The 24,951-nt window shown below is 54.0% G+C and carries 27 protein-coding genes and 2 pseudogenes; 27 read left to right on the top strand and 2 right to left on the bottom strand.

The genetic code is table 11. The features are described from left to right. Positions 1–74: 74 nt before the first annotated feature. From M655_RS24950 to ggt, 10 genes are all read left to right on the top strand, one after another. Positions 75–545, top strand: coding sequence for a nucleoside deaminase (locus tag M655_RS24950; RefSeq protein ID WP_005834722.1), 471 nt, complete (start codon positions 75–77; stop codon positions 543–545). 255 nt (positions 546–800) lie between these two features. Then, positions 801–1,277 (top strand): Lrp/AsnC family transcriptional regulator, encoded by a 477-nt coding sequence (locus M655_RS24945; protein WP_005834724.1) that lies wholly within the window; start codon positions 801–803, stop codon positions 1,275–1,277. A 106-nt stretch (positions 1,278–1,383) separates the two neighbouring features. Further along, entirely contained in the window at positions 1,384–2,946 is a 1,563-nt protein-coding gene (locus tag M655_RS24940; protein WP_005834725.1) for an ABC transporter substrate-binding protein, read from the top strand. A 43-nt stretch (positions 2,947–2,989) separates the two neighbouring features. Next, a complete protein-coding gene (locus tag M655_RS24935; RefSeq protein ID WP_005834727.1) occupies positions 2,990–3,946 on the top strand; it encodes an ABC transporter permease in 957 nt (318 codons plus the stop codon). Continuing rightward, positions 3,946–4,776 carry an ABC transporter permease gene (locus M655_RS24930; protein ID WP_005834729.1) on the top strand — a complete coding sequence of 277 codons (831 nt, stop codon included), beginning with the start codon at positions 3,946–3,948 and terminating at the stop codon, positions 4,774–4,776. Before M655_RS24935 ends, M655_RS24930 begins: the two co-directional genes overlap by 1 nt. Before the next feature lie 33 nt (positions 4,777–4,809). Then, positions 4,810–5,784 carry an ABC transporter ATP-binding protein gene (locus M655_RS24925; protein WP_025848642.1) on the top strand — a complete coding sequence of 325 codons (975 nt, stop codon included), beginning with the start codon at positions 4,810–4,812 and terminating at the stop codon, positions 5,782–5,784. Then, the gene (locus tag M655_RS24920; RefSeq protein ID WP_005834733.1) at positions 5,781–6,767 is read left to right on the top strand and encodes an ABC transporter ATP-binding protein; all 987 of its coding nucleotides are present in this window, start codon (positions 5,781–5,783) and stop codon (positions 6,765–6,767) included. The genes M655_RS24925 and M655_RS24920 overlap by 4 nt, the downstream gene beginning before the upstream one ends. A gap of 24 nt (positions 6,768–6,791) precedes the next feature. Further along, positions 6,792–7,373 (top strand): chromate transporter, encoded by a 582-nt coding sequence (locus M655_RS24915; RefSeq protein ID WP_005834735.1) that lies wholly within the window; start codon positions 6,792–6,794, stop codon positions 7,371–7,373. Then, positions 7,370–7,900, top strand: coding sequence for a chromate transporter (locus M655_RS24910; RefSeq protein ID WP_025848644.1), 531 nt, complete (start codon positions 7,370–7,372; stop codon positions 7,898–7,900). The genes M655_RS24915 and M655_RS24910 overlap by 4 nt, the downstream gene beginning before the upstream one ends. Before the next feature lie 32 nt (positions 7,901–7,932). Next, on the top strand, positions 7,933–9,543 hold the full coding sequence (gene ggt / locus M655_RS24905; RefSeq protein ID WP_005834738.1) for a gamma-glutamyltransferase: 1,611 nt from the start codon (positions 7,933–7,935) through the stop codon (positions 9,541–9,543). Positions 9,544–9,690: 147 nt separating this feature from the next. Here the strand turns inward: ggt and M655_RS24900 are convergent, their stop codons facing one another. Both M655_RS24900 and M655_RS24895 read right to left on the bottom strand, forming a co-directional pair. Continuing rightward, on the bottom strand, positions 9,691–10,026 hold the full coding sequence (locus M655_RS24900; RefSeq protein WP_152344135.1) for a cupin domain-containing protein: 336 nt from the start codon (positions 10,024–10,026) through the stop codon (positions 9,691–9,693). Positions 10,027–10,139: 113 nt separating this feature from the next. Next, positions 10,140–10,360: pseudogene (locus M655_RS24895) on the bottom strand (ABC transporter substrate-binding protein); the annotation flags it as partial. Between the two features lies 1 nt (position 10,361). On the opposite strand from M655_RS24895, the pseudogene M655_RS24890 reads away from it, so the two are divergent. The 17 genes and pseudogenes from M655_RS24890 to M655_RS24810 all read left to right on the top strand — a co-directional run. Beyond that, positions 10,362–11,279, top strand: a pseudogene (locus M655_RS24890) (RNA-guided endonuclease TnpB family protein); the annotation flags it as partial. A 187-nt stretch (positions 11,280–11,466) separates the two neighbouring features. Then, positions 11,467–11,793 carry a VTC domain-containing protein gene (locus M655_RS24885; RefSeq protein WP_286085918.1) on the top strand — a complete coding sequence of 109 codons (327 nt, stop codon included), beginning with the start codon at positions 11,467–11,469 and terminating at the stop codon, positions 11,791–11,793. 415 nt (positions 11,794–12,208) lie between these two features. After that, positions 12,209–12,661 carry a prepilin peptidase gene (locus tag M655_RS24880; RefSeq protein WP_025844339.1) on the top strand — a complete coding sequence of 151 codons (453 nt, stop codon included), beginning with the start codon at positions 12,209–12,211 and terminating at the stop codon, positions 12,659–12,661. Between the two features lie 123 nt (positions 12,662–12,784). Then, a complete protein-coding gene (locus tag M655_RS24875; RefSeq protein WP_026558336.1) occupies positions 12,785–13,627 on the top strand; it encodes a CpaB family protein in 843 nt (280 codons plus the stop codon). A 3-nt stretch (positions 13,628–13,630) separates the two neighbouring features. Then, entirely contained in the window at positions 13,631–14,788 is a 1,158-nt protein-coding gene (locus tag M655_RS24870) for a CpaE/TadZ family protein (protein ID WP_026558335.1), read from the top strand. 12 nt (positions 14,789–14,800) lie between these two features. Beyond that, positions 14,801–16,189, top strand: a complete 1,389-nt coding sequence (locus M655_RS24865; RefSeq protein WP_005826720.1) for a TadA family conjugal transfer-associated ATPase — start codon at positions 14,801–14,803, stop codon at positions 16,187–16,189. After that, the gene (locus tag M655_RS24860; RefSeq protein ID WP_005826722.1) at positions 16,167–17,093 is read left to right on the top strand and encodes a type II secretion system F family protein; all 927 of its coding nucleotides are present in this window, start codon (positions 16,167–16,169) and stop codon (positions 17,091–17,093) included. Before M655_RS24865 ends, M655_RS24860 begins: the two co-directional genes overlap by 23 nt. Before the next feature lie 4 nt (positions 17,094–17,097). Next, entirely contained in the window at positions 17,098–18,033 is a 936-nt protein-coding gene (locus M655_RS24855) for a type II secretion system F family protein (RefSeq protein WP_026558334.1), read from the top strand. Positions 18,034–18,131: 98 nt separating this feature from the next. Beyond that, positions 18,132–18,356, top strand: coding sequence for a hypothetical protein (locus tag M655_RS24850; protein ID WP_026558333.1), 225 nt, complete (start codon positions 18,132–18,134; stop codon positions 18,354–18,356). 120 nt (positions 18,357–18,476) lie between these two features. Beyond that, on the top strand, positions 18,477–19,883 hold the full coding sequence (locus M655_RS24845; protein ID WP_026558332.1) for a VWA domain-containing protein: 1,407 nt from the start codon (positions 18,477–18,479) through the stop codon (positions 19,881–19,883). A 50-nt stretch (positions 19,884–19,933) separates the two neighbouring features. Beyond that, positions 19,934–20,968, top strand: a complete 1,035-nt coding sequence (locus tag M655_RS24840; RefSeq protein ID WP_005826728.1) for a hypothetical protein — start codon at positions 19,934–19,936, stop codon at positions 20,966–20,968. Positions 20,969–21,022: 54 nt separating this feature from the next. Further along, entirely contained in the window at positions 21,023–21,742 is a 720-nt protein-coding gene (locus M655_RS24835; protein WP_026558331.1) for a hypothetical protein, read from the top strand. After that, on the top strand, positions 21,739–21,939 hold the full coding sequence (locus tag M655_RS24830; RefSeq protein WP_005826732.1) for a hypothetical protein: 201 nt from the start codon (positions 21,739–21,741) through the stop codon (positions 21,937–21,939). Before M655_RS24835 ends, M655_RS24830 begins: the two co-directional genes overlap by 4 nt. 40 nt (positions 21,940–21,979) lie before the next feature. Continuing rightward, on the top strand, positions 21,980–22,180 hold the full coding sequence (locus M655_RS24825; RefSeq protein ID WP_005826733.1) for a hypothetical protein: 201 nt from the start codon (positions 21,980–21,982) through the stop codon (positions 22,178–22,180). Further along, a complete protein-coding gene (locus M655_RS24820) occupies positions 22,167–22,658 on the top strand; it encodes a TadE/TadG family type IV pilus assembly protein (protein ID WP_007787123.1) in 492 nt (163 codons plus the stop codon). The genes M655_RS24825 and M655_RS24820 overlap by 14 nt, the downstream gene beginning before the upstream one ends. Continuing rightward, positions 22,659–23,330: a TadE/TadG family type IV pilus assembly protein gene (locus M655_RS24815; RefSeq protein WP_026558329.1), complete on the top strand. Its 672-nt coding sequence runs from the start codon at positions 22,659–22,661 to the stop codon at positions 23,328–23,330. It abuts the gene before it with no gap. A 70-nt stretch (positions 23,331–23,400) separates the two neighbouring features. Continuing rightward, positions 23,401–24,714 carry a VWA domain-containing protein gene (locus M655_RS24810; protein WP_026558328.1) on the top strand — a complete coding sequence of 438 codons (1,314 nt, stop codon included), beginning with the start codon at positions 23,401–23,403 and terminating at the stop codon, positions 24,712–24,714. Positions 24,715–24,951 lie beyond the last annotated feature (237 nt).

The following is a 24,951-nucleotide window of genomic DNA, read 5'->3' as shown; positions in this document are numbered from 1 at the left end:
TTCGCTTTGTTTCGCTAATGCCATCAGGCAAACTGGCATAGGATAAGGGAAGAGATGCGCGAGGAGGGAAAGGGATGGATCAGGATACGTGGATGGGGCAAGCCGTCAGCATTGCGCTGGACAATGTGAAGGAGAGCCGCGGCGGGCCTTTTGGCGCGATTATCGTCAAAGACGGGCAAATCGTCGGACGGGGCCGCAATGAAGTGACAGCGATGAACGATCCGACCGCACATGCGGAGGTGCAGGCGATTCGCGAGGCGTGCCGCAAGCTGGGCACTTTTCAGTTGAGCGATTGCGAACTGTACACGAGCTGCGAGCCGTGCCCGATGTGTTTGGGAGCGATTTACTGGGCGCGGCCGCGAGCCGTCTACTACGCCTGCACGAAAGAAGACGCAGCAAGCGTCGGATTCGACGACCATTTTATTTACGAGCAAATCATGCTGCCGCACGAAGAACGCAGCATTCCTTTCCGGCAAATCGAGCTGGAAAATCGTCAGAGCCCGTTTGTAGCCTGGTCGCAAGCGGAGAAGCGAATCGAATATTGAAACGCCGTTGTTAGCTATACAGCCGCTTCATTTAATGGAGCGGCTGTTTTTTTGTTTATATAGATCAAAAATATGATAAAGAAAAATAAAAAAATGAAAATGCTTTCAAAAAGAAACTTTCTGAAAAATGCTTGCATCAGGTCGTGATTCGTATTATATTAACAACAATCGTTACGTAATTCGACTAAGATATTAAAATAGCAACCGCAAATAGGTTTGTTTTCCAATAAACAAGACGAATAAAGGAGTGTTTATATGGAGGAGAAATTCCGCCGTTCCCTGTATCCGGAGCTTGACGATACGGACTACGGGATTATCCGGGCGCTGCAGCAAAATGCACGCTTGCCTTTTACCCAGATTGCCAAAGACCTCGGGGTAACCGAAAAAACGATTCGCATGCGCGTTCAGCAGTTGCAGGATGAAGGAACGCTGAGTCTCGTCGGCATCGTCAATCCGGTCAAGGCTGGCTTGCACGTCCAGGCGATCATCCAGATAGCTGTCGAGGCGGAAAAGCTCGACGAAGTCGTCGCCGCGTTGAATGAGATCGTGGAAATCCGATTGATCGTGTTGACCTCCGGCGACTATCAGTTGTTCACGCAAGTATTGGTCAGAAGCTACGAAGAATTATCGGAATTTTTGATGAAAAAGCTCTACAAAGTGCCGGGCATCGTGCGGACAAACGTCATCAACGAGCTGAAAATCTTGAAATCCAAATACAACTTCGTCCGCTAAGGCGAAGCGAAAACCTCGGAAGGGGGAATGCCATCGGACGAATGAGCCGTTGGGATTGTCGTTTCATTGCTTAGAGCCAACAAAAAAAGAGAAAAGGGGTCATTCTATGTTTTCGACCAAGATGAGCAAAGCAATGCTCAGTGCCGTGCTGGGGACGGTTTTACTGGTAACAGGATGTGGAGGAGGAAGCGGGACAGGAACTGCCGATAGCGGAAGCACAGCGACGGCGCCTGCCACTGGCAAAAAAGTCATCAACATCGGGCTGAAGGCAGATCCGCCTTCGATGGACCCGAGCATCTCCACTTCTCTCTACGATCGCCAAGTTTACGCGAGCCTTTACGACAAGCTGTTTGACATCGACGCAGAGGGCAAGATCGTCCCGATGCTGGCTGAATCGTACGAGGTTACGCCAGATGGCAAAACCTACACAATGAAGCTCAAGCAAGGCGTGAAGTTCCACGATGGCACCGAGTTTGACGCCGAGGCAGTCAAATTCAACTTCGACCGCAACATTTCCGGGGAGAAGTCCCGCCGCAAAGGCGAGTTGAAGTTCGTTGAGTCTGTGACGGTCGTCGATAAAAATACTGTCAAAATCCAGTTGAAAGAGCCGTTTGCTCCGTTCCTGTCCGTATTGACAGACCGCGCGGGGATCATGGTTTCGCCAAAAGCGGTTCAGGAGCACGGCGATCAATACTTGAACCATCCAGTAGGGACAGGCCCGTTCACTTTTGTTGAACAGGTAAAAGGCGACCACGTGACGCTGAAGAAAAACGAAAACTACTGGAACGGCGAGGTAAAAGTAGACGAAGTGAACTACAAAGTGTTCACGAACGGTACAGCCAAGGTGCAAAACTTGCGCTCCGGCACGCTGGACATCATCGACGATACGCCTGTGAAGGAAATTCCGGTTGTAAAAGGCGATACCAACCTGCAACTGATATCCGAATCCGGCATGGGCTATCAAGGGTTTTATGTGAACAACTCCCGCCCGCCGTTTGACAACAAGTACTTGCGTCAAGCTGTCGACCGCGCGATTGACCGGGAAGCGGTAGTAAAAGTGCTGTTCAACGGCTATGCGGCACCTGCGCGTACCGCGTTTGCGAAAGGCAGTCTGGCGTACAACGAGCAGTTGAACACGCCGGTGCCGCCTAACGCGGCTGAGATCAAGGACTTGCTGGCGAAGGGCGGCAAGCCGAACGGTTTTGACTTTAAGTTGTACATCACGACTTCTCCGGAAAACGAACAGCTTGGCGCTGTGCTGCAAAGCATGCTGAAGCAGTACAACATCAACGCGACGCTGGAGAAGCTGGAATACGGCCAACTGATTGAAACAGGCGAAAAAGGCGAATTCGATGCCCTGCAACTGGGCTGGTCCGGTCGTCAGGACCCTGACCAAAACTTGCATGACTTCGTAGTCACTGGCACTTCCAACAACGACGGCCGCATCTCTATTCCGAAGCTGGACGAGCTGGTTGTAGCGGCGCGCGGGGAAATGGACGAAGCGAAGCGGAAGGCGCTGTACGAGGAAGCGACCAAGCTCTTGCAGGAAGAAGCGGGCTATGTGTACCTGTACCATCAATATGTTTTGATCGGCATGAACAAAAAAGTAACAGGCTTCACCTACGTACCGGACGGGTTGATCCGTACCGCCACATTGGACAAGCAATAAGGCAAGCCACACACTATAACGGCAAGAGCAAGGAGGAATTGTCATGATGTTCGTGGTCAGGCGTCTACTGCTGACAATCCCGATTCTCCTGCTGGTGTCCATTATGACTTTCTCTTTGATCCACTTGATCCCGGGCGATCCTGCCCGGGTCATTTTAGGACAGGAAGCGACACCGGAAGCCTATCAGGCACTACGAACAGAGCTGGGGTTGGACCAGCCGATCGTGGTGCAATATTTTTCCTGGCTGGGAAAAGTGCTGCAGGGCGATTTGGGAATCTCGATTACGGACCGGGTGCCGGTCTCTCAATTAATTATGCAAAGGCTGCCCGCAACGGTGGAGCTTACGATCGGAACGTTTCTCGTGGCGATCCTGATTGCTTTTCCTGCGGGAATCCTGGCGGCTGTGCGCCGCGGGACGTGGATTGACTACACGAGTACCTTTACTGCGCTGGGCGGGATGAGCATCCCGAGCTTCTGGCTGGCTATGATGATGATTATCTTTTTTGCAGTGAACAACCAATGGCTTCCCGCATCCGGCTACGTGCCGTTTCTGGAAGATCCGAAGCAAAATTTGCTGGCGATGGTTCTCCCCTGTTTGGCGACCGGCCTTCGGGAGTCTGCGGTGCTGATGAGAATGCTGCGTTCTTCCTTGCTCGATGTGGTCAGCATGGACTTCATTCGGACGGCGAAGGCAAAAGGCTTGAATGAAGCGCGCACGATTTTGGGCCATGCGCTGCGCAATGCGATGGTGCCAGTCGTGACAACCTCCGGGCTGATGATCGCGGGCCTTTTGGGCGGTCTGGTCATTACCGAGTCGATCTTCTCGATTCCCGGCTTCGGCCGTCTGATTGTCGAGTCGGTCTTCAAGCGCGACTACGTGACGGTACAGGGAGCGATCCTTGTTTCGGCGGTGCTGGTCGTCTTGGTCAACCTGGCTGTCGATATGTTGTATGCGGTCATTGATCCGCGCATCAAAGCTGGGAAAGGAGCGGGTGAGTGATGAAAACCGCGCGCAAATTCCTGCGAAATGGTCTTGGCGTCATCGGAGCGGTCATTATCCTTGCGTTGATTGTGATAGCGATTTTCGCGCCGCAGATCGCTCCTTTTGACCCGAATGCACAAGATTACAACAAAGTGATGATGCCGCCAGACGGCGAGCATTTGTTTGGCACAGACGACCTCGGTCGGGATATTTTCTCCCGCGTCGTCTACGGAGCGCGAATCTCTATCCAGGCTGCTCTCATTTCGGTAGGAATCGCCATGCTGATTGGCGTGCCGATCGGGTTGTTGTCCGGATATTACCGCGGCTTTTGGGATGAGTGGGTGGTCATGCGCAGCGTCGATGCGATGCAAGCCTTTCCGTTTTTGATTTTGGCGCTGGCGATCTCGGCCGTGCTCGGTTCCGGCTTCGGCAACGCGATGCTGGCGATCGGGATCGGTTTCGCTCCTGCCTTCATCCGGATTACTCGCGGTCAGGTTCTTTCTTTGCGCAACATGGAATATATTCAAGCGGCGCGTTCGGTTGGCGTGAAGGATGCCCGCATCATTTTCCGCCATATTTTGCCCAATGCGCTCAACCCGATCGTGATTCAGGCGACACTCGCGATGGCCTCCGGCATTATCGCGGAAGCTTCGCTCTCCTATCTGGGGCTGGGCGTGCAGCCGCCGACGCCATCGTGGGGAAGCATGCTGAACCAGGCGCAGACGCTGATGTCTGTCGCGCCGTATGCGACGTTTTATCCGGGGATTGCCATCTTTTTAGTCGTGCTGGGCTTCAACTTGCTGGGGGATGGATTGCAGCAGGTACTGGATCCGCGCGCGCGCAAATAATCAATGCCCTACGCAGGGAAAGGAGTGGAGCAGATGACGACCATCTTGGAAGTGGAGCAGCTAAGAACTCGGTTTCGCACGGACAGCGGTGTCGTCAGCGTTGTTGACGGCGTCGACTTCTCCATCCGTGCTGGTGAAACACTCGGCGTCGTAGGCGAATCGGGCTGTGGAAAGAGCGTCACCAGCCTGTCGATCATGCGGCTTTTGCCGCCAAACGGAAGCACAGGCGGCACGATTCGCTTCCAGGGGAAAAACGTGCTGGAGCTGTCGGAAAAAGAAATGCAAGGGATGCGCGGTAACGAGATCGCGATGATTTTTCAGGAGCCGATGACTTCGCTCAATCCGCTGCACACGGTAGGCAGACAAATTGAGGAAGCCGTCATGCTGCACCGCAAAGTCTCCAAGGCAGCAGCAAAGGAGCGGGCGATTGCGATGCTCAAGGCCGTCGGGATGCCGCGCGCAGAAGAAATCTACGGGGAGTTCCCCCATCAACTGTCCGGCGGTATGCGGCAGCGGGTGATGATCGCCATGGCGATGTCGTGCGACCCGAAGCTGATTATCGCCGACGAGCCGACAACGGCGCTAGATGTGACGATTCAGGCGCAGATTCTCGACCTGATGCGCGATCTGAAGGAAAAGACAGGGACCTCGATCATGCTGATTACGCACGATCTGGGGGTAGTAGCCGAGATGTGCGACCGCGTCATCGTCATGTACGCTGGGCAGGTTGTCGAGGAAACCGATGTGGATACACTGTTTGAAAGTCCCAAGCATCCGTACACGATCGGCCTGATGAACTCCATCCCGGAGCTGGACGAGGAGCGCGAATATTTGGAGACGATTCCGGGCGCAGTTCCTCTGCCGCACCAAATGCCGCCGGGCTGCCGTTTTGCCCCGCGCTGCTCCAAGGCGCTGCCGATCTGCCAGGAAAAGCCGCCTGAATTGATCCAACTGGACGGACAAAAATGCCGTTGCTGGCTGTACGCAGAGGAGGGAGAGCGGAAATGACAACACCTCTATTGGAAGTAAAAGGGCTGCAGCAGCATTTTCCGATCAAAGGCGGCTTCCTGAAGCGGACGGTCGGCCATGTAAAAGCGGTCGATGGCATTGACCTGACTGTCTACCCCGGCGAGACGCTCGGGATCGTGGGGGAGTCCGGCTGCGGGAAATCGACGACGGGCCGGACGATTTTGCGGCTTTTGGAGCCGACAGCAGGAGAAGTCTGGTTCGATGGCAAAGATTTAGCAAAATTGCCCAAAGAAGAAATGCGCCGGATGCGCAAGGACCTGCAAATGATTTTTCAGGACCCGTATGCTTCTCTGAACCCGCGGATGACGATCAGGCAGATTTTGCTGGAATCGCTCATGGTGCACGACATCGGAACCAAGGAAGAGCGGGAGCGCGTCATTGAAGAAATCATTCAGATTGTCGGCCTGCGAAAAGAGCACCTGAACCGCCATCCGCACGACTTTTCCGGCGGACAGCGGCAGCGCATCGGGATTGCCCGCGCGCTGGTGGTCAAGCCGAAGCTGATTATTGCGGATGAGCCGGTATCTGCTCTGGACGTGTCGATTCAGTCGCAGGTGCTGAATCTGCTGAAAGATTTGAAAAAGGAATTCAATCTGACCTTGATGTTCATCTCGCATGACTTGTCGGTCGTCAAGCATTTGTGCGACCGGATTGCGGTGATGTATTTGGGCCGTGTAGTAGAAATTGCCGATAAAAGGACGCTGTTCGACAACCCGAGCCACCCGTACACGCGGGCGCTGCTCTCGGCTGTCCCTGTGGCGAAACCGCGGCAAAAGCGCGAACGGATTTTGTTGACCGGAGATTTGCCGAGTCCGGCCAATCCGCCAAGCGGCTGCACGTTTCACCCGCGCTGCCCGTATGCGACGGAGGTTTGCAAATCGCAGGTGCCAAGTCTGGCAGATATCGGTGGAGGCCAGCTTGTCTCCTGTCATCTGGTGCATTCGGGTGAGCTGCTCCGCTAAGGCAAGGATGGAGGTACGAACAACATGGTTTACTGGCATTTGTTTCTCGCCTTTTTCCGCATCGGGATATTTGGTTTCGGGGGAGGACCTACGATGGTTCCCCTTTTTTATACCGAGTGCGTGAAAAAGTACAAGTGGGTGACGGACGAGGATTTTTCCGACAACCTGGCGCTAGCCAACGCCTTGCCTGGTCCGATTGCGACCAAGCTGGCTGCTTTTATCGGCTATCGGGTCAAAGGCTGGATGGGGGCACTGGTAGCGAACGTCGCGGTAGTCATGCCGATCGTTCTCGTCATGATCGGCTTGCTGCAAGTGATTTATCAATGGAAGGACGCGCCCGGCGTCTACGGCATGATCCAGGCGATCGGCCCGGTGATTGCGGTCATGACAGGCGTGCTGACGTGGGAGTTTCTCGCCAAGGGCTGGAAAGGCGCGTCGAGCAAAACGGGAGTGAGCATTTCGCTTGGCCTGTCGCTCGTAGCGCTGCTCTTTCTTGACTGGCATCCTGGCATTGTAGTAGGCATTGCGCTGCTCGTTTCCTTTGCCTACTCCACCTGGTCTGTCCGCAAGCGCAAGAAAAAGGACGGCAAGGAGGGAGCGGCATGATTTATTTACAGTTGTTCTGGGCCTTTTTCATCTCGAACATTTTGGGGTACGGAGGAGGGCCGCCGAGCATCCCGCTCATTCAAAACGAGGTCGTCGATCATTTCCAATGGATGTCCATGAAAGAATTCGGGGAAGTGCTGGCAGTGGGCAATGCGCTGCCGAGCCCGATTGCGACCAAGCTGGCCGGCTACATCGGCTATCAGGTGGCAGGGGTGCCGGGAGCGACAGTTGCTTTGCTGGCGACGGTTGCGCCTACGGCGATTGCGATGATTCTGCTGCTCCAATTCATCAACTTGTTCCGCAATGCCCCGCAGGTAAAAGCCATGACACAATCGGTTCGCCCGGTCGTGACGGTCCTGCTCGGAACGATGACCTATCAGTTTTTGCTCGGAGCAGTCGAAGGGATCGGATGGATTCAGACAGGCATTTTGACCGTCGCATCGTATCTGCTGCTGGAGACATGGAAAGTGCATCCGGCCTTCGTAATAGTAGCGGCGATGGCGTATGGGTTCATTTTTATCGGGTAGCAACGCCAACCAGATACAAGGAGGCCTCAATCATGGTAAACTACGACGCAATGGAATACCCGTATGCATCGAAACGTGTCACGACATTTGCCAAAAACGGCATGGTAGCGACCTCGCAGCCGCTCGCGGCACAGGCAGGTCTCGATATTTTGAAAAAGGGCGGCAATGCAGTGGACGCGGCAATCGCGACTGCTGCGTGCCTGACGGTGGTCGAGCCGACCTCCAACGGAATTGGCGGCGATGCGTTCGCGCTCGTCTGGATCAAAGACGAGCTGCACGGACTGAACGCCAGCGGACCAGCTCCGCAAGCGATCTCTATCGAGGCGTTGAAAACAAAAGGACTGGAAGAAATGCCGACTTACGGCTGGACACCTGTGACGGTGCCGGGCGCTCCGGCTGCCTGGGCGGCTCTGTCTAAGCGCTTTGGCCGCCTGCCGCTGACAGAGGTTTTGCAGCCGGCCATCGACTACGCGGAAAACGGCTATCCGCTTTCGCCGACGCTGGCCCATTACTGGAACGCGGCGTATAAAAAGTTCTCGCAGCTTTGCAAAGGCGAAGAGTTTGCCCATTGGTTCTCCACTTTTGCGCCAGAAGGCAAGGTGCCAAAAGCGGGAGACATCTGGAAGTCGCCGGGGCACGCGGCTACGCTGCGGCAGATTGCGGAGACGAACGGGGAGAGCTTCTACCGCGGCGAGCTGGCGGAAAAAATCGACGCCTTTTCCCGCGAGTGCGGCGGCTATTTGCGCAAAGAGGACTTGGCCGCTTATGAGCCGGAGTGGGTGCAGCCGATAAGCGTCAACTACCGTGGCTACGACGTGTGGGAAATCCCGCCGAACGGCCAGGGCATGATCGGCCTGATGGCGCTGAACATTTTGAAGGGCTATGACTTTGCGGCAAAAGACACAACCGACACGTATCACAAGCAGATCGAAGCGATGAAGCTGGCTTTTGCCGACGGTTTGAAATACATCACGGAAGCAAGCAAGATGAAGGTCGCGGTAAAAGACTTGCTGTCGGAGGAATACGCCGCCGAGCGCCGCGCCTTGATCGGCGACGAGGCTTTGACGCCGGAGCCGGGCCAGCCGAAGTCGAGTGGCACAGTTTACTTGGCAACAGCGGACGGCGAGGGCAACATGGTGTCCTTCATCCAGAGCAACTACATGGGCTTTGGCTCAGGAGTAGTCGTGCCGGAAACAGGAATCGCCCTGCAAAATCGCGGACACAACTTTTCGCTCGACCCGAATCACGACAACTGCCTGGAGCCGGGCAAAAGAACGTTCCATACGATTATCCCGGGCTTTTTGACCAAAGACGGAAAAGCGGTGGGGCCGTTCGGCGTCATGGGCGGCTTCATGCAGCCGCAGGGCCATGTGCAGGTGGTCATGAACACGATCGACTTCCACCTCAATCCGCAAGCGGCGCTGGACGCACCGCGCTGGCAGTGGATGGAAGGCAAAACGGTGGAGCTGGAGCGGCACTTCCCGGAGCATCTGGCGCAGGCGCTGGAGCGCAAAGGGCACACGATCAAGTGGGCGCAGCTCGGCAATTACTTTGGCCGCGGCCAAATTATTTGGCGGGATGAAAACGGCGTCTTGAGCGGCGGGACGGATATGCGCACGGATAGTAGTATTGCGGCGTGGTAAAGAGTACAAAAATTTGCGAAAGCATAATGCTGAAGCCTGGCTTCGGCATTATGCTTTCGTTTTGTCGTAGTAAGCAAATTTAGGGGCTGTCATGATGTAACGGCATTTTTGGACTCACGTTGACAATTGCGCGGAGCTGCTAACGCTTTAGCTCCCTCTGTGCTTGTTTGTTTTACCGTTGTAGCCGCTTTGCTTCACTTTTTCATCTATTCGATAATAGTATTTGGTTTCTTTTTCATCCGAAAAAATGACCTGAGCGCTGTAATCGCCGAATTTTCTGGAGTATGTGACGTCAATGCTCGCAATGTCGGTTATTTTGTAGTTTTGCTCTTTATCGGCACCTGGATGTTCATGCCATATAAAATCCTCATCAATCTTGACGAGCTTGAATTGAAAGTCATTGATTTCACCGACGACTTTCGGAGACCAGAGCTCGTGGAATGAAGACAGTTCCTCACTCAGATTAATCGCTTGGTAGTGCATATGAATCCCTCCTTTTTTTGACTTTGCATTGTAACGTTCAGAGACATGGGGAGCATCCGCTTGTCGCCCGGTTGTTGCACGAGAGCGATTTCGCTGGCGTTCTTCTCGCCTTTTTAGAGCTTGCGCAAGGCAGTCGATATGTTTTGCAAAGCGTATTCGATCGCCAATGGGCCGCCAGTAATCGCGGAAGTATCCATTGCAGTACCTTGAAAGGCACCATCTGGCGTAAGTCCCAGTCCCTTTTCTTTATCAAACGCAAGCGTATAGACAGGATTTCCTTCACCCAACACATTGACGTTTTTCCATCCCTGGACAAAATGAGAGCTACCGACTCTTCTGCTTCTTTGCCAAGTGCCGTTAAAAATCAAGCTATCAAGGACGCGAAAAGTGTGTTTAAGAAAGCGAAGAAAAGCAAATTCACTACTGTTCCTGTTTTGAAGAAACCTGTCTGCATTTGGAACAATCAAAACTATTCGTTTGATTTCACGCACATTTCCATGCCGATTATGATTGACGGCAAGGTAACTAAAACACCTATCCGTGCTTTGTTAGTTGATAAAGACAACCGTAGCTTTGCTTTGCTAAAACACAAATTAGGTACGCTTCGAATCACACAGAAAGCAAATAAATGGATTGCCCAAATTTCTGTCACGATACCTACTATGGAAGGAACAGGAGTAAAAGTCATGGGGGTTGATTTGGGATTAAAAGTTCCTGCCGTTGTTGTAACAGATGATGAAAAGGTACGTTTCTTTGGGAGTGGCAGACAAAATAAGTACATGAAGCGTAAGTTTCGTTCTGAACGCAAAGCATTAGGCAAAAAGAAAAGGGTAAATGCGATTCGTAGTTCAAAAGGTAAAGAACAACGTTGGATGAAAGACTAAGACCATAAGGTTAGTCGTGCTATCGTAAATTTTGCAAAAGACAATAAAATTTCTGTCATTCGCTTGGAGCAACTGGCGAATATTAGACAGACGGCAAGAACAAGCCGTATAAACGAAAAGAATCTGCATACTTGGTCATTTTATCGCCTGTGTCAGTTCATTGAATATAAAGCGAATTTAGTTGGTATTAGAGTTGAGCATGTGAATCCTGCATACACAAGTCAGACATGCCCTAAATGCTCTTAGAAGAATAAGGCACAAGACCGTAAGTATAAATGCAAATGTGGATTCGAAAAACATCGTGATTTAGTCGGTGCTATGAACATTCGATATGCACCTGTGATTGATGGTAACAGTCAATCAGCCTAAGATGCTATATGCACTGTCTTAGGAGGGGCAATGAGATGCCCTCATCTTGAAGGCTGTTCAAAACAGAAATGGACTGCGAACGCTTAGTCATTCAAGAATCCCACCCGTACACCGCAAGGTGGAAGGCTTGTGGCTTTAGCCGTGGGAGTCTCAAGAGTGCAAAAACCATCTGTTCATGCCGCGCGTCATGACTGATTACGTCCGCGAAGCGTATGTGATGGAGCCGGGCAATGTGCGAGTCAATTTTGACAAGCAGTTGATGACCACCGTCCATTCCCTCGACATTTTTGACGAGCAGCTCATGATGGTCAACGCCATTCACCAGCCGCTGATGATTATGGAGGTCAAGTTCGAGCAGTTTCTGCCCTTCAACATCCGCTATTTGCTGCAACATGTAAGCAATCAGCGCTCGGCGATCTCCAAGTACGCCATCTGTAGAGAGGAGAGCAAAAATACGATGATTTCTAGCGCGAGGAGATCATCAGCGACAACGAAACCACCAGCGACGGGCTGAACGTCCAGTTGAAAAAACTGAAGCATGCGCAAAATCCCTTTTCGACACTCTGGTTCGGGAAGGGATTTTTTTGTGCGATGGACGGGTGACCTGTGCGCTGCCAACAACAACTGCTTTGACGGGCGTCTCCTGCGTGACGGAGAAGCGATAGCCGATCGTCGTCAAGAAGCGGTCTGCTGAACCACTCTTTTTGGCGTACAGGCATTTTGTCCCCTGCACCATTCGACAGCAACAATCTGGCGGAAAAGGTGCCGGATACAAGGAAAATGGACCTGTTTACAGCAGAAAAAAGGGAGAGAGAAAAAAAGATTTTACTAAGATAAACCAAAAATTTTCTCGTTTGCGCAACAAAATTCCCCAAATGACCGTCTGTGATGGTGAAATTTTCCTCCAAAAGAAGGGGGGAGGAGCGAGCGTGCCGACTTTGTATGTCATCGTTCCCATTCTTTTCGTAATGGCGGTGGCTGTGTACACAGACCTACGCTACCGACTGATTTACGACTGGCTGACACTGCCCGGGATCGCCTATTTTCTCATCGCGCATGCAGTGCTTCGGCCGGAAGACTGGGTGGCGCACGTCCTGGGAGTCGTCGTGCTTGTCGGACTGTCGCTCGGGATGGCCGTCATTAGCAATGGGCAGGTGGGGGGTGGCGACATCAAGCTGCTCGCAGTGGTAGGAGCAGCGCTGGGCTGGCAGGCGGGATTGTTTGCAATGGGGCTTACCTATCTGCTTGCCGGAATCATCATGCTTCCTGTGTGGCTTGTCTCCAGGCTGTCGCGAAGGGTGACTTTTGATCGGGAAATCCCGCTGGCTCCATTCATTGCGGGGGGAACCGGGCTGTTGCTGGTAATGGTTATCTATTACTAGGCGGTGATTCTTGAGGAATAGTCCGACAATAACGGTGAGTATTTTTACTTATTATGGAGGGTCAGGCGCGTGCAGCATGATTTGACATCATTCTAGCTACAGAAAAAGAGAGGGAAGCTTTTCATGTTGGAATCGAAACGACGGGCAATTATTTTTCTGGTGTTATCCTTTTTGCTTGCGGCGCTGGCGGGTTTTCTGTTTTTGAAGAAAATCAAGGACATGAACGCGCAGCTTGGGGAGATGGTGGAGATTTACGAGGCGAATGTCGATATTCCCTCTCGGGCGTTGATCCAACCCGATCAATTGACCACAAGGCAAATTCCGAAAAAGTACGCGGATGACTCGTATGTCGTCGACAAGCTCAGTCTGAAAAATCAGGTAACGGTCGTTCCTTTGTCGAAAGGCGACGTCATTACGAAAAATATTTTAAAGCCGGCGAACATGGTCCGCGATCAAAACAATCGGCTGATTACGGTGTACGCGTCGGGAAACATCATGTTTGACCAGGAACTGGAGGCGCTGGACCGCGTCGACATCATCATCTCGACGACGAAGGGCGGCCAGCCTGTAACCGAGGTGTTCATGAAAGACGTGCCCGTCGCCATGGCTGCGAAGTCGGACAACAAATTCAAAGGCGTGGCGCTGGAGCTGCCGTTCGAGGATGTGCCCAAATTCATCCATCAGCAGCACTACGCCGAACTGATGCGCATTCTAAAAGCAAACGTCGGCAAAGGAGAGCTGGGGATTCCCGATCCGTTTACTACAACCGAGCCGGGCAAGACGGAAACTGCGCCAAAGCCTGCCGAAGCAAAGCCGCAGACGCCGCCAGCCTCTGCGCCAGCGACGGCACCAGCGGCTCAGCCAGCCGGGCAAACTCAGCCAGCACCGACCAATCAGCAGCCGCCAGCCAAACCGCCAACTTCGGTACAGCCGCCAACCAATCCAGCACCAAAAACCGGAGGGTAAGTCATGAGCAAAGAAGTGAAAATTCTTGTCGTCGCAGATCAGGATTCGGTCAAGGAGATGCTCACGGAGTTTCTGGCCGGGTATGAGCCGGTACGCTATACGACGTCCAGCGAAGTGAAAAAAGAAATCGACCGGATCGGACCCGATGTCGTGTTGCTCGTCCAGCCCGAGGAGGGGGCCGGAGTCGAGCTGGTGCAGTACATACAGAGCGAGCTGCCAGAGGGAATTGTCATTTTTCTGACGGAAAAGCAAGATTTTGTCCTGCTGCGGGATGTCGTCCGCGCCGGAGCAGTCGAGTACATCGTCATGCCCGACGAGTTGAACCTGCTGACCGACCGCCTCGAAAAAATATCCGAGCTGTCCCAAATCCAGCAGCGCAAAAAAGGCGCGGATGCTTCCGGCAAAGCGTTTGTGCGCGGGCGGGGCAAGGTGTATTCGTTTTACAGCGGCAAAGGAGGAAGCGGCTGCACACAGCTTGCCACCGGATTTGCCCAGTCGCTGAAGCTGGAATCGACGGCCAGCGTGCTGTTGATCGACCTCAACCTGCAGTACGGGGGCGTCGAGACGTTCCTGTCGTTTGACAGCAACCGCACGCTGGGGGACCTGATTCCGGTCATGAACGAGATGAACGAGTTTCACATCCGCAACGTAGCGCAGCGCGAGGCTCACTCCAAGCTGGAAGTGCTGGTCAGCCCGCGTGACGCCGAGATCGCGGAAAACATGTCCGAGGCGTTCGTCACGCGCCTGATCCGGGCGAGCCGCCGCAGCTATGACTTTGTCATCATCGACTTGCCCAGCCATATGAACGAGCTGGTGTATGCCGCCTTGTCGGAGGCCGACATGATTTACTACGTGATGAACCTGGATACGCCGTCTGTGCAAATTTATCGGCTCGTGGAAGACTTGTTCAGACGGCTGCGCATTGATACCGAGGGCAGGCTGGAAGTCGTCGTCAACCAGGTGGGCCGGGATAACGAGTTGGCCGTATCCGATCTGAAAGGGCTGTTCAACGCTCCGATTACTGCGGAAATCAGGAGAGATCACGCGGGAGTGCAGGCGGCCGTCAATCAGGGCAGGCCGTTGCAAAAAGAAGCGAACGAGAAAAAACTGACTCCTGCGGCAAAAGACATCCGAAAATGGGTCCAAAGCAAACTGTCTTGAGGGGGGAGCTAGATGGCTTTATTCAAGCGCAAGCAAGAGCAGAAGACAGCAGAAGACGAGTCGCCACGAGCGACGCTGGCAGCGACACTTGCGGCTCCCGCCTTCAACCCGTACATTGACGAGCTGGCAGAGCATTACAAGACGCGGCTTTTGCGGGAAACCAATCTGGAGAGGCTGACCAGCCTTGGCTCGCAGGAAATGCGGGTGGCGATTGAGCGGCTCGTGTCGCAGTACATGTCGGAAGAAAAAGTAGTGATCCCGCGCAGCGAAAAAGAATTGCTGCTGACTCGCCTGATTAACGAATCGGTGGGGCTGGGGCCGCTGGAGCCGCTGCTTGCGGACCCGGAGATTACGGAAATTTCGATCAACGGGCACAACCTCGTCTACATCGAAAAGCGCGGGCGGCTGGAGCTGACCGATCTGAAATTTCGCGACGAGGAGCATTTGCGGCACATCGTCGACCGGATCGTGGCGCCGCTCGGCAGGCGGATTGATGAGAGCTCGCCGATGGTCGACGCCCGCCTGAAGGACGGGAGCCGGGTGAATGCGGTCATCCCGCCGATCAGTTTGAACGGAACATTGGTGTCGATCCGCAAATTCCGCAAAGAGCCGTATTTAATGGAGGATTTGCAACAATTCGGCTCGTTTGACGAGGCGATGTCGCGCTACATCCAGGCAGTCGTGGAAGCGAAAATGAACGTCCTGATCTCCGGCGGGACCGGGAGCGGGAAAACGACGCTGCTCAACGCGGCCGCGCGAGCGATTCCCCACTACGAACGGATCATCACGATTGAGGACTCGGCGGAGTTGAAGCTGACCCATCCGAACTGCGTCGGGCTTGAGGCGCGCCCGCCGAACATGGAGGGAAAAGGCGAAATTACGATTCGCCAGCTTGTGCGCAACTCGCTGCGGATGCGGCCTGACCGGATCATCGTCGGGGAGGTGCGTGGCGCGGAGGCATTCGACATGCTGCAAGCGATGAACACGGGCCACGAAGGCTCGCTCACCACCGTTCACGCCAACTCGCCACTGGACGCTTTCAACCGGCTGGAAGGGATGGTCGTCATGGCGGGGATGGATTTGCCCTCTGCCATCGTCCGCGAGTACATCGTCAGTGCGCTCGACATCATCGTGCAGGTCATGCGGCTGTCGGACGGGACGCGCAAAATCGTCTCGATCTCCGAGGTGGCGAAGTCGGAGGACAAACGGGTAGAGGTGCAGGAAATTTTCCGCTTTCACCGGACCGGAATCGGCAGCAATGGCGAAGTACTCGGATATTTTACGCCGACCGGAATCATCCCGCGCAGCCTGGAGCGGCTCAAAGTATTCGGAATTGATCTGGACGAATCAATGTTTACGGCGAAGGGAGGGAGCAGACGTGAGCCTAGCTATTCTGTTTAGTCTGGCGGTGCTGTTCGGAATTTGGGGCATGTACGAATACCTCGGATACCGCTCGAAGAAAAACGAGTGGAAAAAGAAAGCGGAAGACTGGTACGAGGTAAAGACTCAGCGCAAAAGCTTCATCGTCGTCTGGGGCGACCGCTTCGACCAGAAGCCGTACGCTCAGGAGATCGGCAAAAAGCTGAAAAAAGCCAACATTCCGCTGACCCCTTCCGAATTTTTCGCGGGCATGTTCGTCGGCACGATGGGGCTTGGGTTTTTCCTGCACAGTGTAGTGGCGATTCCGGCTCCCTACAACTTCATGGCGGGCGGAGCTTCGATGTATGTCATCCAGAAAGCCGTCTTTTTTGCCCGGCGCCACAAATATTTGGAGAGATTGAACGATCAGCTCTCGGAGGTGTGCCGCCTGCTTGCCAACTCGTTGCGCGCAGGGCTGACGCTGACCCAGGGGATCGCGATTGTGGCCAAAGAGCTGAATGCTCCAGCCGGAGAAGAGTTCAAGCGGATGTCGCGGGAGCTGGCGCTTGGCGTCAGTTTTGACCGGGCGCTGCTGGAGATGGAAAAACGGATTCCGACGCGCGATTTCCGCATTTTCGCGGCGACGCTGCTCATCCAGCGCAGGGCAGGGGGCAACCTGAGCGAAGTGCTGCAGGAGATGGCCGAGACGATGGAGGAGCGCCGCCTCGTCTCGCAGGAAATCAAGACGATGACTGCCGAGCAGCGCTACGTCTCGTATCTTGTCCCGATCATGCCCGTCGCCCTGGTGCTGATGATGAACATGATTAACAAAGGCTTTATCGATCCGCTGTTTACGCCGATGGGGCTGGTGCTGCTCGGACTGTTTTTGATCGGAACGCTTTTGTCCTACATCCTGGTAAAAAAAGTGACCAACATAAAGGTGTGAAACGATGGATGCACTAATCATCACCTGCCTGTTTCTGTTTTTATTGTTCTTTGCCATATTTTTAAAGGAATGGTATTTGTTTTCTGTGCAAAAACGCACGCTGATCGAGCATATGTACGAAGTGACGGGTCATCGGACGTACGATGTGCGCAAGCCGGAAACCGCCTCGGAACGACTGGTCAAGCGGCTGCTGCGCTACGGGGATGACTATGCGGTCCTGGGCCAGCGCTTCAATTTTTTCAGCGAATCGCACGAAGTGGAGGACTGGCTGCTCAAGGCGGGCCGCCCGCTCGATCTGACGGTAGCCCGCTTTCAAGGGGTAAAAATCGTGCTGACGCTGCTCGGCATCATCGTCGGGGCGCTGCTGTTCGTCCTGGGCTTTCCCTTCGCCCAGTTCGGGCTGATTCTGTGGCCGCTGGCCGGCTATTTTTTGCCGATCCTCTGGCTGAAGAAAAAGGCGAGCGAGCGCCAGCAGCAAATTCGCTACGATCTGCCCGAATTTCTCGACACCGTCAGCGTGACGCTACAGGCCGGGGTCAGCCTCGATCATGCCCTGCGCGAAGTCATTCGCTTTTTCAGCGGACCCATTCAGGAAGAGTTCTCGCGCTTCAACCAGGAGATCGACCTTGGCGTGCCGCGGGAAAAAGCGTATGAGCAGCTGCTCAAGCGAAACGACAACCCGGAATTTCAGATGTTGATTAAGGCGCTGATCCAGGGGATGCGCCTGGGAGTGCCAATCTCGGTGACGTTCAAGGTGCAGGCGGACAACATGCGGAGAATGCGCAAAGAGCTGGTCAAGGAAAAGGCGGCGAAAGCCTCGCCAAAAGTGACGCTGATTACCACGCTCGTCGTCGCGCCAACTGCCATGCTGATGATCGGCGGGCTGATGGTGCTGAACATCCTGGAAAATGCCAAAACGTTTACCGGCATTTTTCAATGAATGAAGAAGCGGACGCCTGAAAGGGAGGTGATGCAGGTAGAGACGTCCGGGAGTTATTTTTGTACCTATTAAAAATATTCCGGTTTGGAGGAAAAACGATGATGACAACCATGATGCAAAAACTGTTTGTAAGAGCAAGCTTTTCCCTGCGCAACCAAAAAGGCGCGCAATCAATCGAATGGATCGCACTGGCTGCGGTCGTTTTGGCGGTGCTTGGCGCTGTCGCAACCTTTTTCAGCAAAGACGAGAATGTGGGTAACGCCGTTTCCAACACGCTGTCGGAAGTCATTGGGCACATTGGTGACAAGATCACAGGTGACTAATGCCAACATGTTGATGCCAGTGCCGACGGTTAGTGGTGAAAGCTGGTTTTCACCACTAACTTCCCTATTCTGTTGCCTGGCGAACAACAAGCAGCTCTGACATGACGGAGGTACATACAGATGAAAGCTATCAAGGTACTGATTGCAGCCCTTGGGCTGATGGTCGTCTTGCATGGTTGCTCCAGCGACGAGCCGCCGAGCACGCAGGAGCCGACTGCGCCAGCGGAAGCGCCCAACGAGCAGGTCGAACAGCCGGCCAATCAGGAGCAGAAGCCGTCGCGGGAGGAGCAGATCGCTGCCCTGAAGGCGCTGCTTCCTGACGGGGCCACGAAAATTCCGGAGACGGCCGCCGAGATTGCCAGCTTTCCCATCGGGCGCTATGCCGGAACGAACTTTTCCGAGCATGAACAAGAGCTTCGGACGTTTCTGAACGATTTGCCTGCGATTGAAAACCCCGATCAGGAAGTAATCGACCTGTACTACTTGGCGCTGCTCGGGCTGTTCGCCGAGGATTATCCTGACCCGGAACGGCTGATAGAAGACATCAAGATGGCTTCGTTTGGAAGTCCCGACATCGACGATCCGCGCTTTCAGTTCAAGGAGCAGTACAACGTGGAGATCATTCTCGACGCGAGCGGCAGCATGGCTGGGCAAATGGACGGCAAAACGAAAATGGATGCGGCCAAGGAAGCGATCAAAGCGTTTGCAGAGGCGTTGCCCAAAGAGGCGAATGTCGCCCTCCGCGTTTACGGGAACAAAGGGAGCGGTAAAGAGTCCGACAAGGCGCTTTCCTGCAGCAGCAGCGAGCTGGTGTACGAGTTGCAAAAATACGACGCCGGAAAGCTTGCCGCAAGTCTGAACCAATTTCAGCCGACAGGCTGGACTCCGATAGCCTATTCCTTGCAGGAGGCAGAAAAAGACTTGAGCCAGCTTGCTGGGGACAAGAACACAAACCTGATTTTTCTCGTCAGCGACGGAATCGAGACGTGCGGTGGCGATCCGGTGGCAGCAGCCAAACAGTTGGCTGACTCCAACATTACACCTATCTTGAATGTCATCGGTTTTGACGTGGATGGAGAGGGGCAAAAGCAGCTTAAGGCAGTCGCAGAAGCAGCGCGCGGCCGCTATGTGTCTATTCGCGACAAAAAAGGGCTGCAAGATGAATTTTTCAAAGCAAAAGAAATTGCTCTCGAATGGCACAATTGGAAGAGCAAAGAGTCCAGTAAAGCGCACTCCCGGAAAGTCAAGCAGCTCCTAAACAATACGCAATACAAGCTGAAGTGGAATTTTTTGGCCGACGATGAAAAGCGAAACATCGACTGGATGATTCGTCAGATCAAAAGGGATAAACGTTTCCCGCAGCAGCTTGCCGAAGAGTTGGGCCGCCTGCAGGATGAGCATAAACGAAACGTGGATAAGCGGGCGGACGAACTGGAAGATTTGCTCGATTCCCTGGCCAAAAAATCTTACAAGGAAACCATTGAAGCCATTTCTGAGCAGTACGGCACCAAGGCAGGCGGTAACTAGCGCCGCCGATCGGCGGTTTGCCAGGGACTAATGAAATCGGGGTGAATGCTGTGAATCGTCATGTAAGACGCACGAACTGGGCAGCGATCGTGGCCCTGTTCATTCTGGTGATGAATCTCTTCCCCTTTGCAGCTTTTGTGCATGCAGAATCTTTGGCGCCTGGGGACGTGCGTCCAGGCGCAGTCCAGCCGGGAGAGATCGGGCCGGGAAATATTTCGCCAAATGACATACAGCCCGGTAGTTTTCAGTGGGAAATAGGAGAGATTTCGCCCGGCGAGATCCAGCCGGGGAGTCTGGATACAGGAAACACACGACCTGGCAATGTGCAGCCTGGCAACGTCACGCCGGGCAATGTGAACCCGGGAGCTTTCCAGCCGGGAAGCGTCAATCCCGGTGATACCCAACCGGGGAACGTCAATCCGGGAGATACCCGTCCGGGCAGCTTAACTCCTGGAAATACGCAGCCAGGCAGCGTCACACCGGGCAGCTTTTCCGGCAAAGGCGATTCCAAAGCATACGACTATGTCAACTGGTCGATCAACAGCGTGTTCGGCGGCAGCCTCGGCATGGCGGCTGATCTCGCGGAAGGAAATGTAGACCCGGCTACTTTTGCCAACATGCGCAGCCTGTTCCTCGTCGAGTTGGGCGTCAAGGCAATCGACATCCATCTCAAGGACACTTCCTTCGACTGGGTGAGCGGCTTGCCTGTCGACGGCTTCGACGCTGCTTCCGCCTGGATGAATTTCAAGTTCATCAAAGACACGGCAAGCGGCCTGCAAGTGACAGGGCTGGTCAAAGGCTTGAACGTCGCAACGGCGGGGATCAGTCTCGTGTTTGACAGCATCGACACCTTCACGAACTTCCAGGATGCGTTTGATTCAAGCAACAGCCAGGATGAACGCATCGACTATGCTATCGACGGAACAGGCAGTTTCGGCAGCACGCTCATGGATGCCGGCGTCATCGCCGCGATGATTCCCGGAGGACAGACGGTCGCTGTCGTGCTTGTCTCGGTCGGCGGCGTTCTGTGGGTAGGCAGCAAGCTGGCGAAATGGGGCCGCAAGCTGTTCAAACTGTTTGCCTAGCGCCTGACGCTGGCTGTGACTGGTCGCCAAAACGTTAGATGGGAATGAGTCAGAGTGAAGCATCCGATCAAAGAAAGCTTCCTGTTTTACACGCGCAACATCGAGTCCATGCTGCTCTTGTCAGCAGTCGTCGTTCTGCCTTTTTTGCTCATTCACAATTTTACCGTCAACTATATCCACTTTATCGCTGCCTTGACAGGCGGGCAGGTGGTGTCAGCCTTTTTCAACCTGTTTTTGCTGCTCGTGTTTTTGTCGGTCGTTCAGCTTCCGTTTGCCCAGTATGTGCAAAGCGAGCTTGCGGGAGAGGAGCGGCCGATTCGCCAGGCACTGCGCACGTTTTTGGATCAAAGCTTTGCCGTGTTTGTCTTCGGGATCGTCTACGTGCTTGCAGTGTCGTTTGGCATGCTGCTGTTTGTGGTGCCAGGGGTGGTCATCCTCGTGCTGTTTTACTTGACCCCGTACTTGACTGTCATCAAAAAACAGCCGGTGCAGCAGTGCTGGAAAAAGGCGTTTGCGCTGGGGAAAAAGCACTTTTTCTCCATCCTTGGCGTGATTCTGCTGATTAGCGCCATCGAGTGGGCCATCAGCGTGATCGGGCTGTTTACGGTCACGTACATTACGACCAGCTTTGGCGCAGTTTTCTTTACGCAGTTGCTCTTGAATGTCATTTTCTTTCCGCTCATGGCGGTGATGCTGACGATGTACACGCACAAATGGATGAGCGAGTCAGCGAACGCGGAGAGCGTGGATACTGGGAGGAGGGACACGGCTTGACGACAAAAGAAGCGAAGAGGCAGCGGTTTTGGAACGGGATCGCGATTGTTTTGTACGGCGTGCTCCTGCCGCTCTGCTGCCTGCTCATGATAGTGGGGGAGACGATTCCTTATCCGTTGCTGCTTTTCTGGTTTGCGCTGCCCTATATTGAACAGTCTGGCATGGAGTACGCACGCCGCAAAGAAGTGAAGCGGTAAAGCTTGGCGCCAAGCGAAAAAGCATGGAGGGGGAAATGACATGTCCAAGCAGGAGAAAAACTGGCAGCGTTTTTGGAATTTCATGCTGCTTTACTTTTACGCCTTGATTGTGCCTGCGACGATCATCGGCGCCATTTACCGGGGAGATTTTCCGATCCAGCTAGTCATTTTGGCGATCGGGCTGCCGTTCATGAAAAAAAATCATCTGGCTTTTCTCCGGAAGAAACATGCGTCTGTTTAACCGTACGCCCAGGCAGTGGGTGATGCCGGGCGCAAGACAGGGGCGCGCCGACGCGAGGGACGCAGGGAAGCTGGCGCGTGCGCTGTCTGATGAAAAAGGCTCGGTCACGATTGAGTTTCTCGGGATTTTGCCGCTGCTTTTTCTCATCATGCTCGTATGCTGGCAATTTTTGATCGGCGTGTACGGGGTAATCGCTGCACAATCGGCTGCCAATGAGGCGGCAAAAGTATTCGCCATTACGGGGAGCGAGTCCAGTGCGCTCGCTGCGGCGGAAAAAGTGCTCGCCGGAGCGGGCGGCGGTATCGGCTTCAATAAAGGGGAGTCGTACATCGAGTCGACAAGTGACGGGTATTTCAAGGTCATGATCGGCGCGAACCTGGAAATCGCCTTTTTGCCGGATATTTTGACGCGGAACATGGATGAAGCAGACAAGACGATTTCGTTTCAGCGCGAGATTACGAGCAGGGTGGTTCACTAGATGAGAGACTGGCTTGCGTTTTTGCGGAATGAACGAGGGAATGTCACGATTTTTACGCTTACGATCTTCATGCTCATCATGCTCGTCCTGTTCATGGCGCTGTTTAACCTCTCGACTGTTTTCGTCGTCAAGGAGCAGGCGTCAGACAGTGCGCAGCAAGCGGCGTTGGCGGCGGTCAAGCCGATCTACGACGAGATGGAAAAGGCGCTTGCTCGCTACGATCAATCTCCTATGCGCTTGAAGGACGAGGCTTACATCAAGCCGTTCGTGGATCAGGCGGAGGCTTCCATCCGCGCGAGCCATCCGGACTGGGCCAGGAGCGAGGTGCGGTACGAAGCGATTGACCAGGTGCTCTCAAGCTGGCTGCCGGCAAACGTGGAGCTGCTGTTCTACGTGCAGACAGGTTTGGCACAAGCGGCTCCGAAGCTGCGGGATGTCGTCGTCACGATACTCGACGCCAATCACGCCACAGTGCCCGGCTCGCAAATTGTCGTCACCGCGGATGAGCGCATCCAGGTGCAGACCTCTGTCCGCTTCCGCTCCACTACATTTGACTTTTCCTTCATGCCTGACCCAAAGCACGAGGAGGAAGTGTACCAGACGGGATCGAGCAGACAGATTGGCTTTCTCCATGCGGCAGGGGGCCTTTTTCTCAGTTCCATCACGCTGTAAAAGCAAAAACGGTTCATCTCGTCATATCCGATGATGCAGAACATACACACGACAAGGAGGCTATGACCGAATGCACGGTACGTACAGGCGAATGCTTGGCCTGGTAAACAGCTTGATGATAGCCCTGCTGCTGTGCGGCTGCACCCTTGGCGCATCTGGAGCAGGGCCGCGAGTAGGCGAGGTGAAATGGCCGCAAAGCACGCAGGAGTTGATCGCGGAGCAGCCCGGGCAGTTGGCGGGTACGCATTTTTACCTCGCCCAACACCCGCATCGGCCTGCCATCTCGGCTATTCTCGACAAAATGCCTACCGTGGTGGACGGGATGGACGAGGCGTATTTGCAACTGTACTGGAATCAGTTGCTCGGTTTGTTCTCCGAGGACTACCTCAGTCCGCAGATGGTTGTGGATCGCTGGAAAATGGCTTCGTTCGGAAGCCCGGACATCGGGGATGCGCGGTTTCAGTTTCGGGAGCATTTTAACGTCGAAATCATTTTGGACGCGAGCGGCAGCATGGCTGGCAAAATGGGAGACAAAACCAAAATGCAACTGGCCAAGGAAGCGATCAAGGAATTTGCCGAATCACTCCCGGAGGAAGCAAACATTTCGCTGCGCGTCTATGGACATAAAGGGAGCAATGCCGATGGGGACAGACAGCTCTCCTGCTCCAGCAGCGATCTGGTCTATCCGCTGCAATCGTACGAGCCGAAGCGGCTGGATCAGGCGCTTGCGCTGTTTGAGCCGACTGGCTGGACGTCGATCGCCCATTCTCTCAAGCTTGCCCAGCAAGATTTGGCCGCGTTTTCGGCAGATAAAAACACGAACGTCATCTACCTGGTCAGCGATGGCATTGAGACTTGCGGCGGCGATCCGGTGGCCGTAGCCAAAGATCTGTCCCAGTCGCAAATCATGCCGCTCTTAAACGTGATCGGCTTTGACGTGAACGCCGAAGGGCAGAAGCAACTGAAGGCGATTGCCCAGGCATCGGAAGGCTTGTATGCCAACGTGACGAACCGCGAGCAATTCAAAAGAGAGCTGGAGCGGGCAAAAGAAATCGCCCAGAAGTGGGAGCAGTGGAAGCGGGACGCCCTGACGGAAGTAGGCGCGGTGCTGATCGACCGCCGCAAGTGGATCGACGCCTACAACCGGGACTGGTACGACAAAAGCTGGCGGGAGAGCCTGAACCTCGGGACTGCAATCGAGTATTTGGCGGCAAGCGGCAAGATCGGCCATCAGGCCAAGGAGTATTTTACGAAGCAAAGACAGGCCAGGGAAGCGTTAGCCGCGCAATCGAAAGAGGAGCTTACCGATTACTTGGTGAACCTCACCAACAAGACGTATCAGGAAATGAAAGAAGAAATCGAGGAAAAATACAGTGGGAGCTAGTGGAAAAGTCCCGTTGCCTGAGTAAAGTGTCCTCTTTGGAATGGACATTTTTTCGCTTGTAATATTGAGAAATAAAAAGGAGAAGGAATTTTCTTCCCTCTCCTTTCACGACATTTTACCAATCAGGTTCAACTCGATAAGGCTCCGACTTCGGATCACACGCTTCCGATACTACAGGCGAGGAAAAGAACACCACAAGAGCAAAAACCACTAGTAGCTTCTGCATTAAACTCTCCT

The sequence above is a fragment of the Brevibacillus sp. NSP2.1 genome, assembly GCF_000470975.2.
Taxonomy (GTDB): domain Bacteria; phylum Bacillota; class Bacilli; order Brevibacillales; family Brevibacillaceae; genus Brevibacillus; species Brevibacillus agri.
The sequence above is the reverse complement of the archived record's forward strand: the minus strand, read 5'-3'. Positions and strand labels throughout refer to the sequence as shown.

Bases quoted from the DNA above. Each gene is read 5' to 3' on its own strand.
- M655_RS24950 (WP_005834722.1), top strand. From the start codon at position 75: ATGGATCAGGATACGTGGATGGGGCAAGCCGTCAGCATTGCGCTGGAC.
- M655_RS24945 (WP_005834724.1), top strand. From the start codon at position 801: ATGGAGGAGAAATTCCGCCGTTCCCTGTATCCGGAGCTTGACGATACG.
- M655_RS24940 (WP_005834725.1), top strand. From the start codon at position 1,384: ATGTTTTCGACCAAGATGAGCAAAGCAATGCTCAGTGCCGTGCTGGGG.
- M655_RS24935 (WP_005834727.1), top strand. From the start codon at position 2,990: ATGATGTTCGTGGTCAGGCGTCTACTGCTGACAATCCCGATTCTCCTG.
- M655_RS24930 (WP_005834729.1), top strand. From the start codon at position 3,946: ATGAAAACCGCGCGCAAATTCCTGCGAAATGGTCTTGGCGTCATCGGA.
- M655_RS24925 (WP_025848642.1), top strand. From the start codon at position 4,810: ATGACGACCATCTTGGAAGTGGAGCAGCTAAGAACTCGGTTTCGCACG.
- M655_RS24920 (WP_005834733.1), top strand. From the start codon at position 5,781: ATGACAACACCTCTATTGGAAGTAAAAGGGCTGCAGCAGCATTTTCCG.
- M655_RS24915 (WP_005834735.1), top strand. From the start codon at position 6,792: ATGGTTTACTGGCATTTGTTTCTCGCCTTTTTCCGCATCGGGATATTT.
- M655_RS24910 (WP_025848644.1), top strand. From the start codon at position 7,370: ATGATTTATTTACAGTTGTTCTGGGCCTTTTTCATCTCGAACATTTTG.
- ggt (WP_005834738.1), top strand. From the start codon at position 7,933: ATGGTAAACTACGACGCAATGGAATACCCGTATGCATCGAAACGTGTC.
- M655_RS24900 (WP_152344135.1), bottom strand. From the start codon at position 10,026: ATGCACTACCAAGCGATTAATCTGAGTGAGGAACTGTCTTCATTCCAC.
- M655_RS24885 (WP_286085918.1), top strand. From the start codon at position 11,467: ATGACTGATTACGTCCGCGAAGCGTATGTGATGGAGCCGGGCAATGTG.
- M655_RS24875 (WP_026558336.1), top strand. From the start codon at position 12,785: ATGTTGGAATCGAAACGACGGGCAATTATTTTTCTGGTGTTATCCTTT.
- M655_RS24870 (WP_026558335.1), top strand. From the start codon at position 13,631: ATGAGCAAAGAAGTGAAAATTCTTGTCGTCGCAGATCAGGATTCGGTC.
- M655_RS24865 (WP_005826720.1), top strand. From the start codon at position 14,801: ATGGCTTTATTCAAGCGCAAGCAAGAGCAGAAGACAGCAGAAGACGAG.
- M655_RS24855 (WP_026558334.1), top strand. From the start codon at position 17,098: ATGGATGCACTAATCATCACCTGCCTGTTTCTGTTTTTATTGTTCTTT.
- M655_RS24850 (WP_026558333.1), top strand. From the start codon at position 18,132: ATGATGACAACCATGATGCAAAAACTGTTTGTAAGAGCAAGCTTTTCC.
- M655_RS24845 (WP_026558332.1), top strand. From the start codon at position 18,477: ATGAAAGCTATCAAGGTACTGATTGCAGCCCTTGGGCTGATGGTCGTC.
- M655_RS24825 (WP_005826733.1), top strand. From the start codon at position 21,980: ATGTCCAAGCAGGAGAAAAACTGGCAGCGTTTTTGGAATTTCATGCTG.
- M655_RS24820 (WP_007787123.1), top strand. From the start codon at position 22,167: ATGCGTCTGTTTAACCGTACGCCCAGGCAGTGGGTGATGCCGGGCGCA.
- M655_RS24815 (WP_026558329.1), top strand. From the start codon at position 22,659: ATGAGAGACTGGCTTGCGTTTTTGCGGAATGAACGAGGGAATGTCACG.
- M655_RS24810 (WP_026558328.1), top strand. From the start codon at position 23,401: ATGCACGGTACGTACAGGCGAATGCTTGGCCTGGTAAACAGCTTGATG.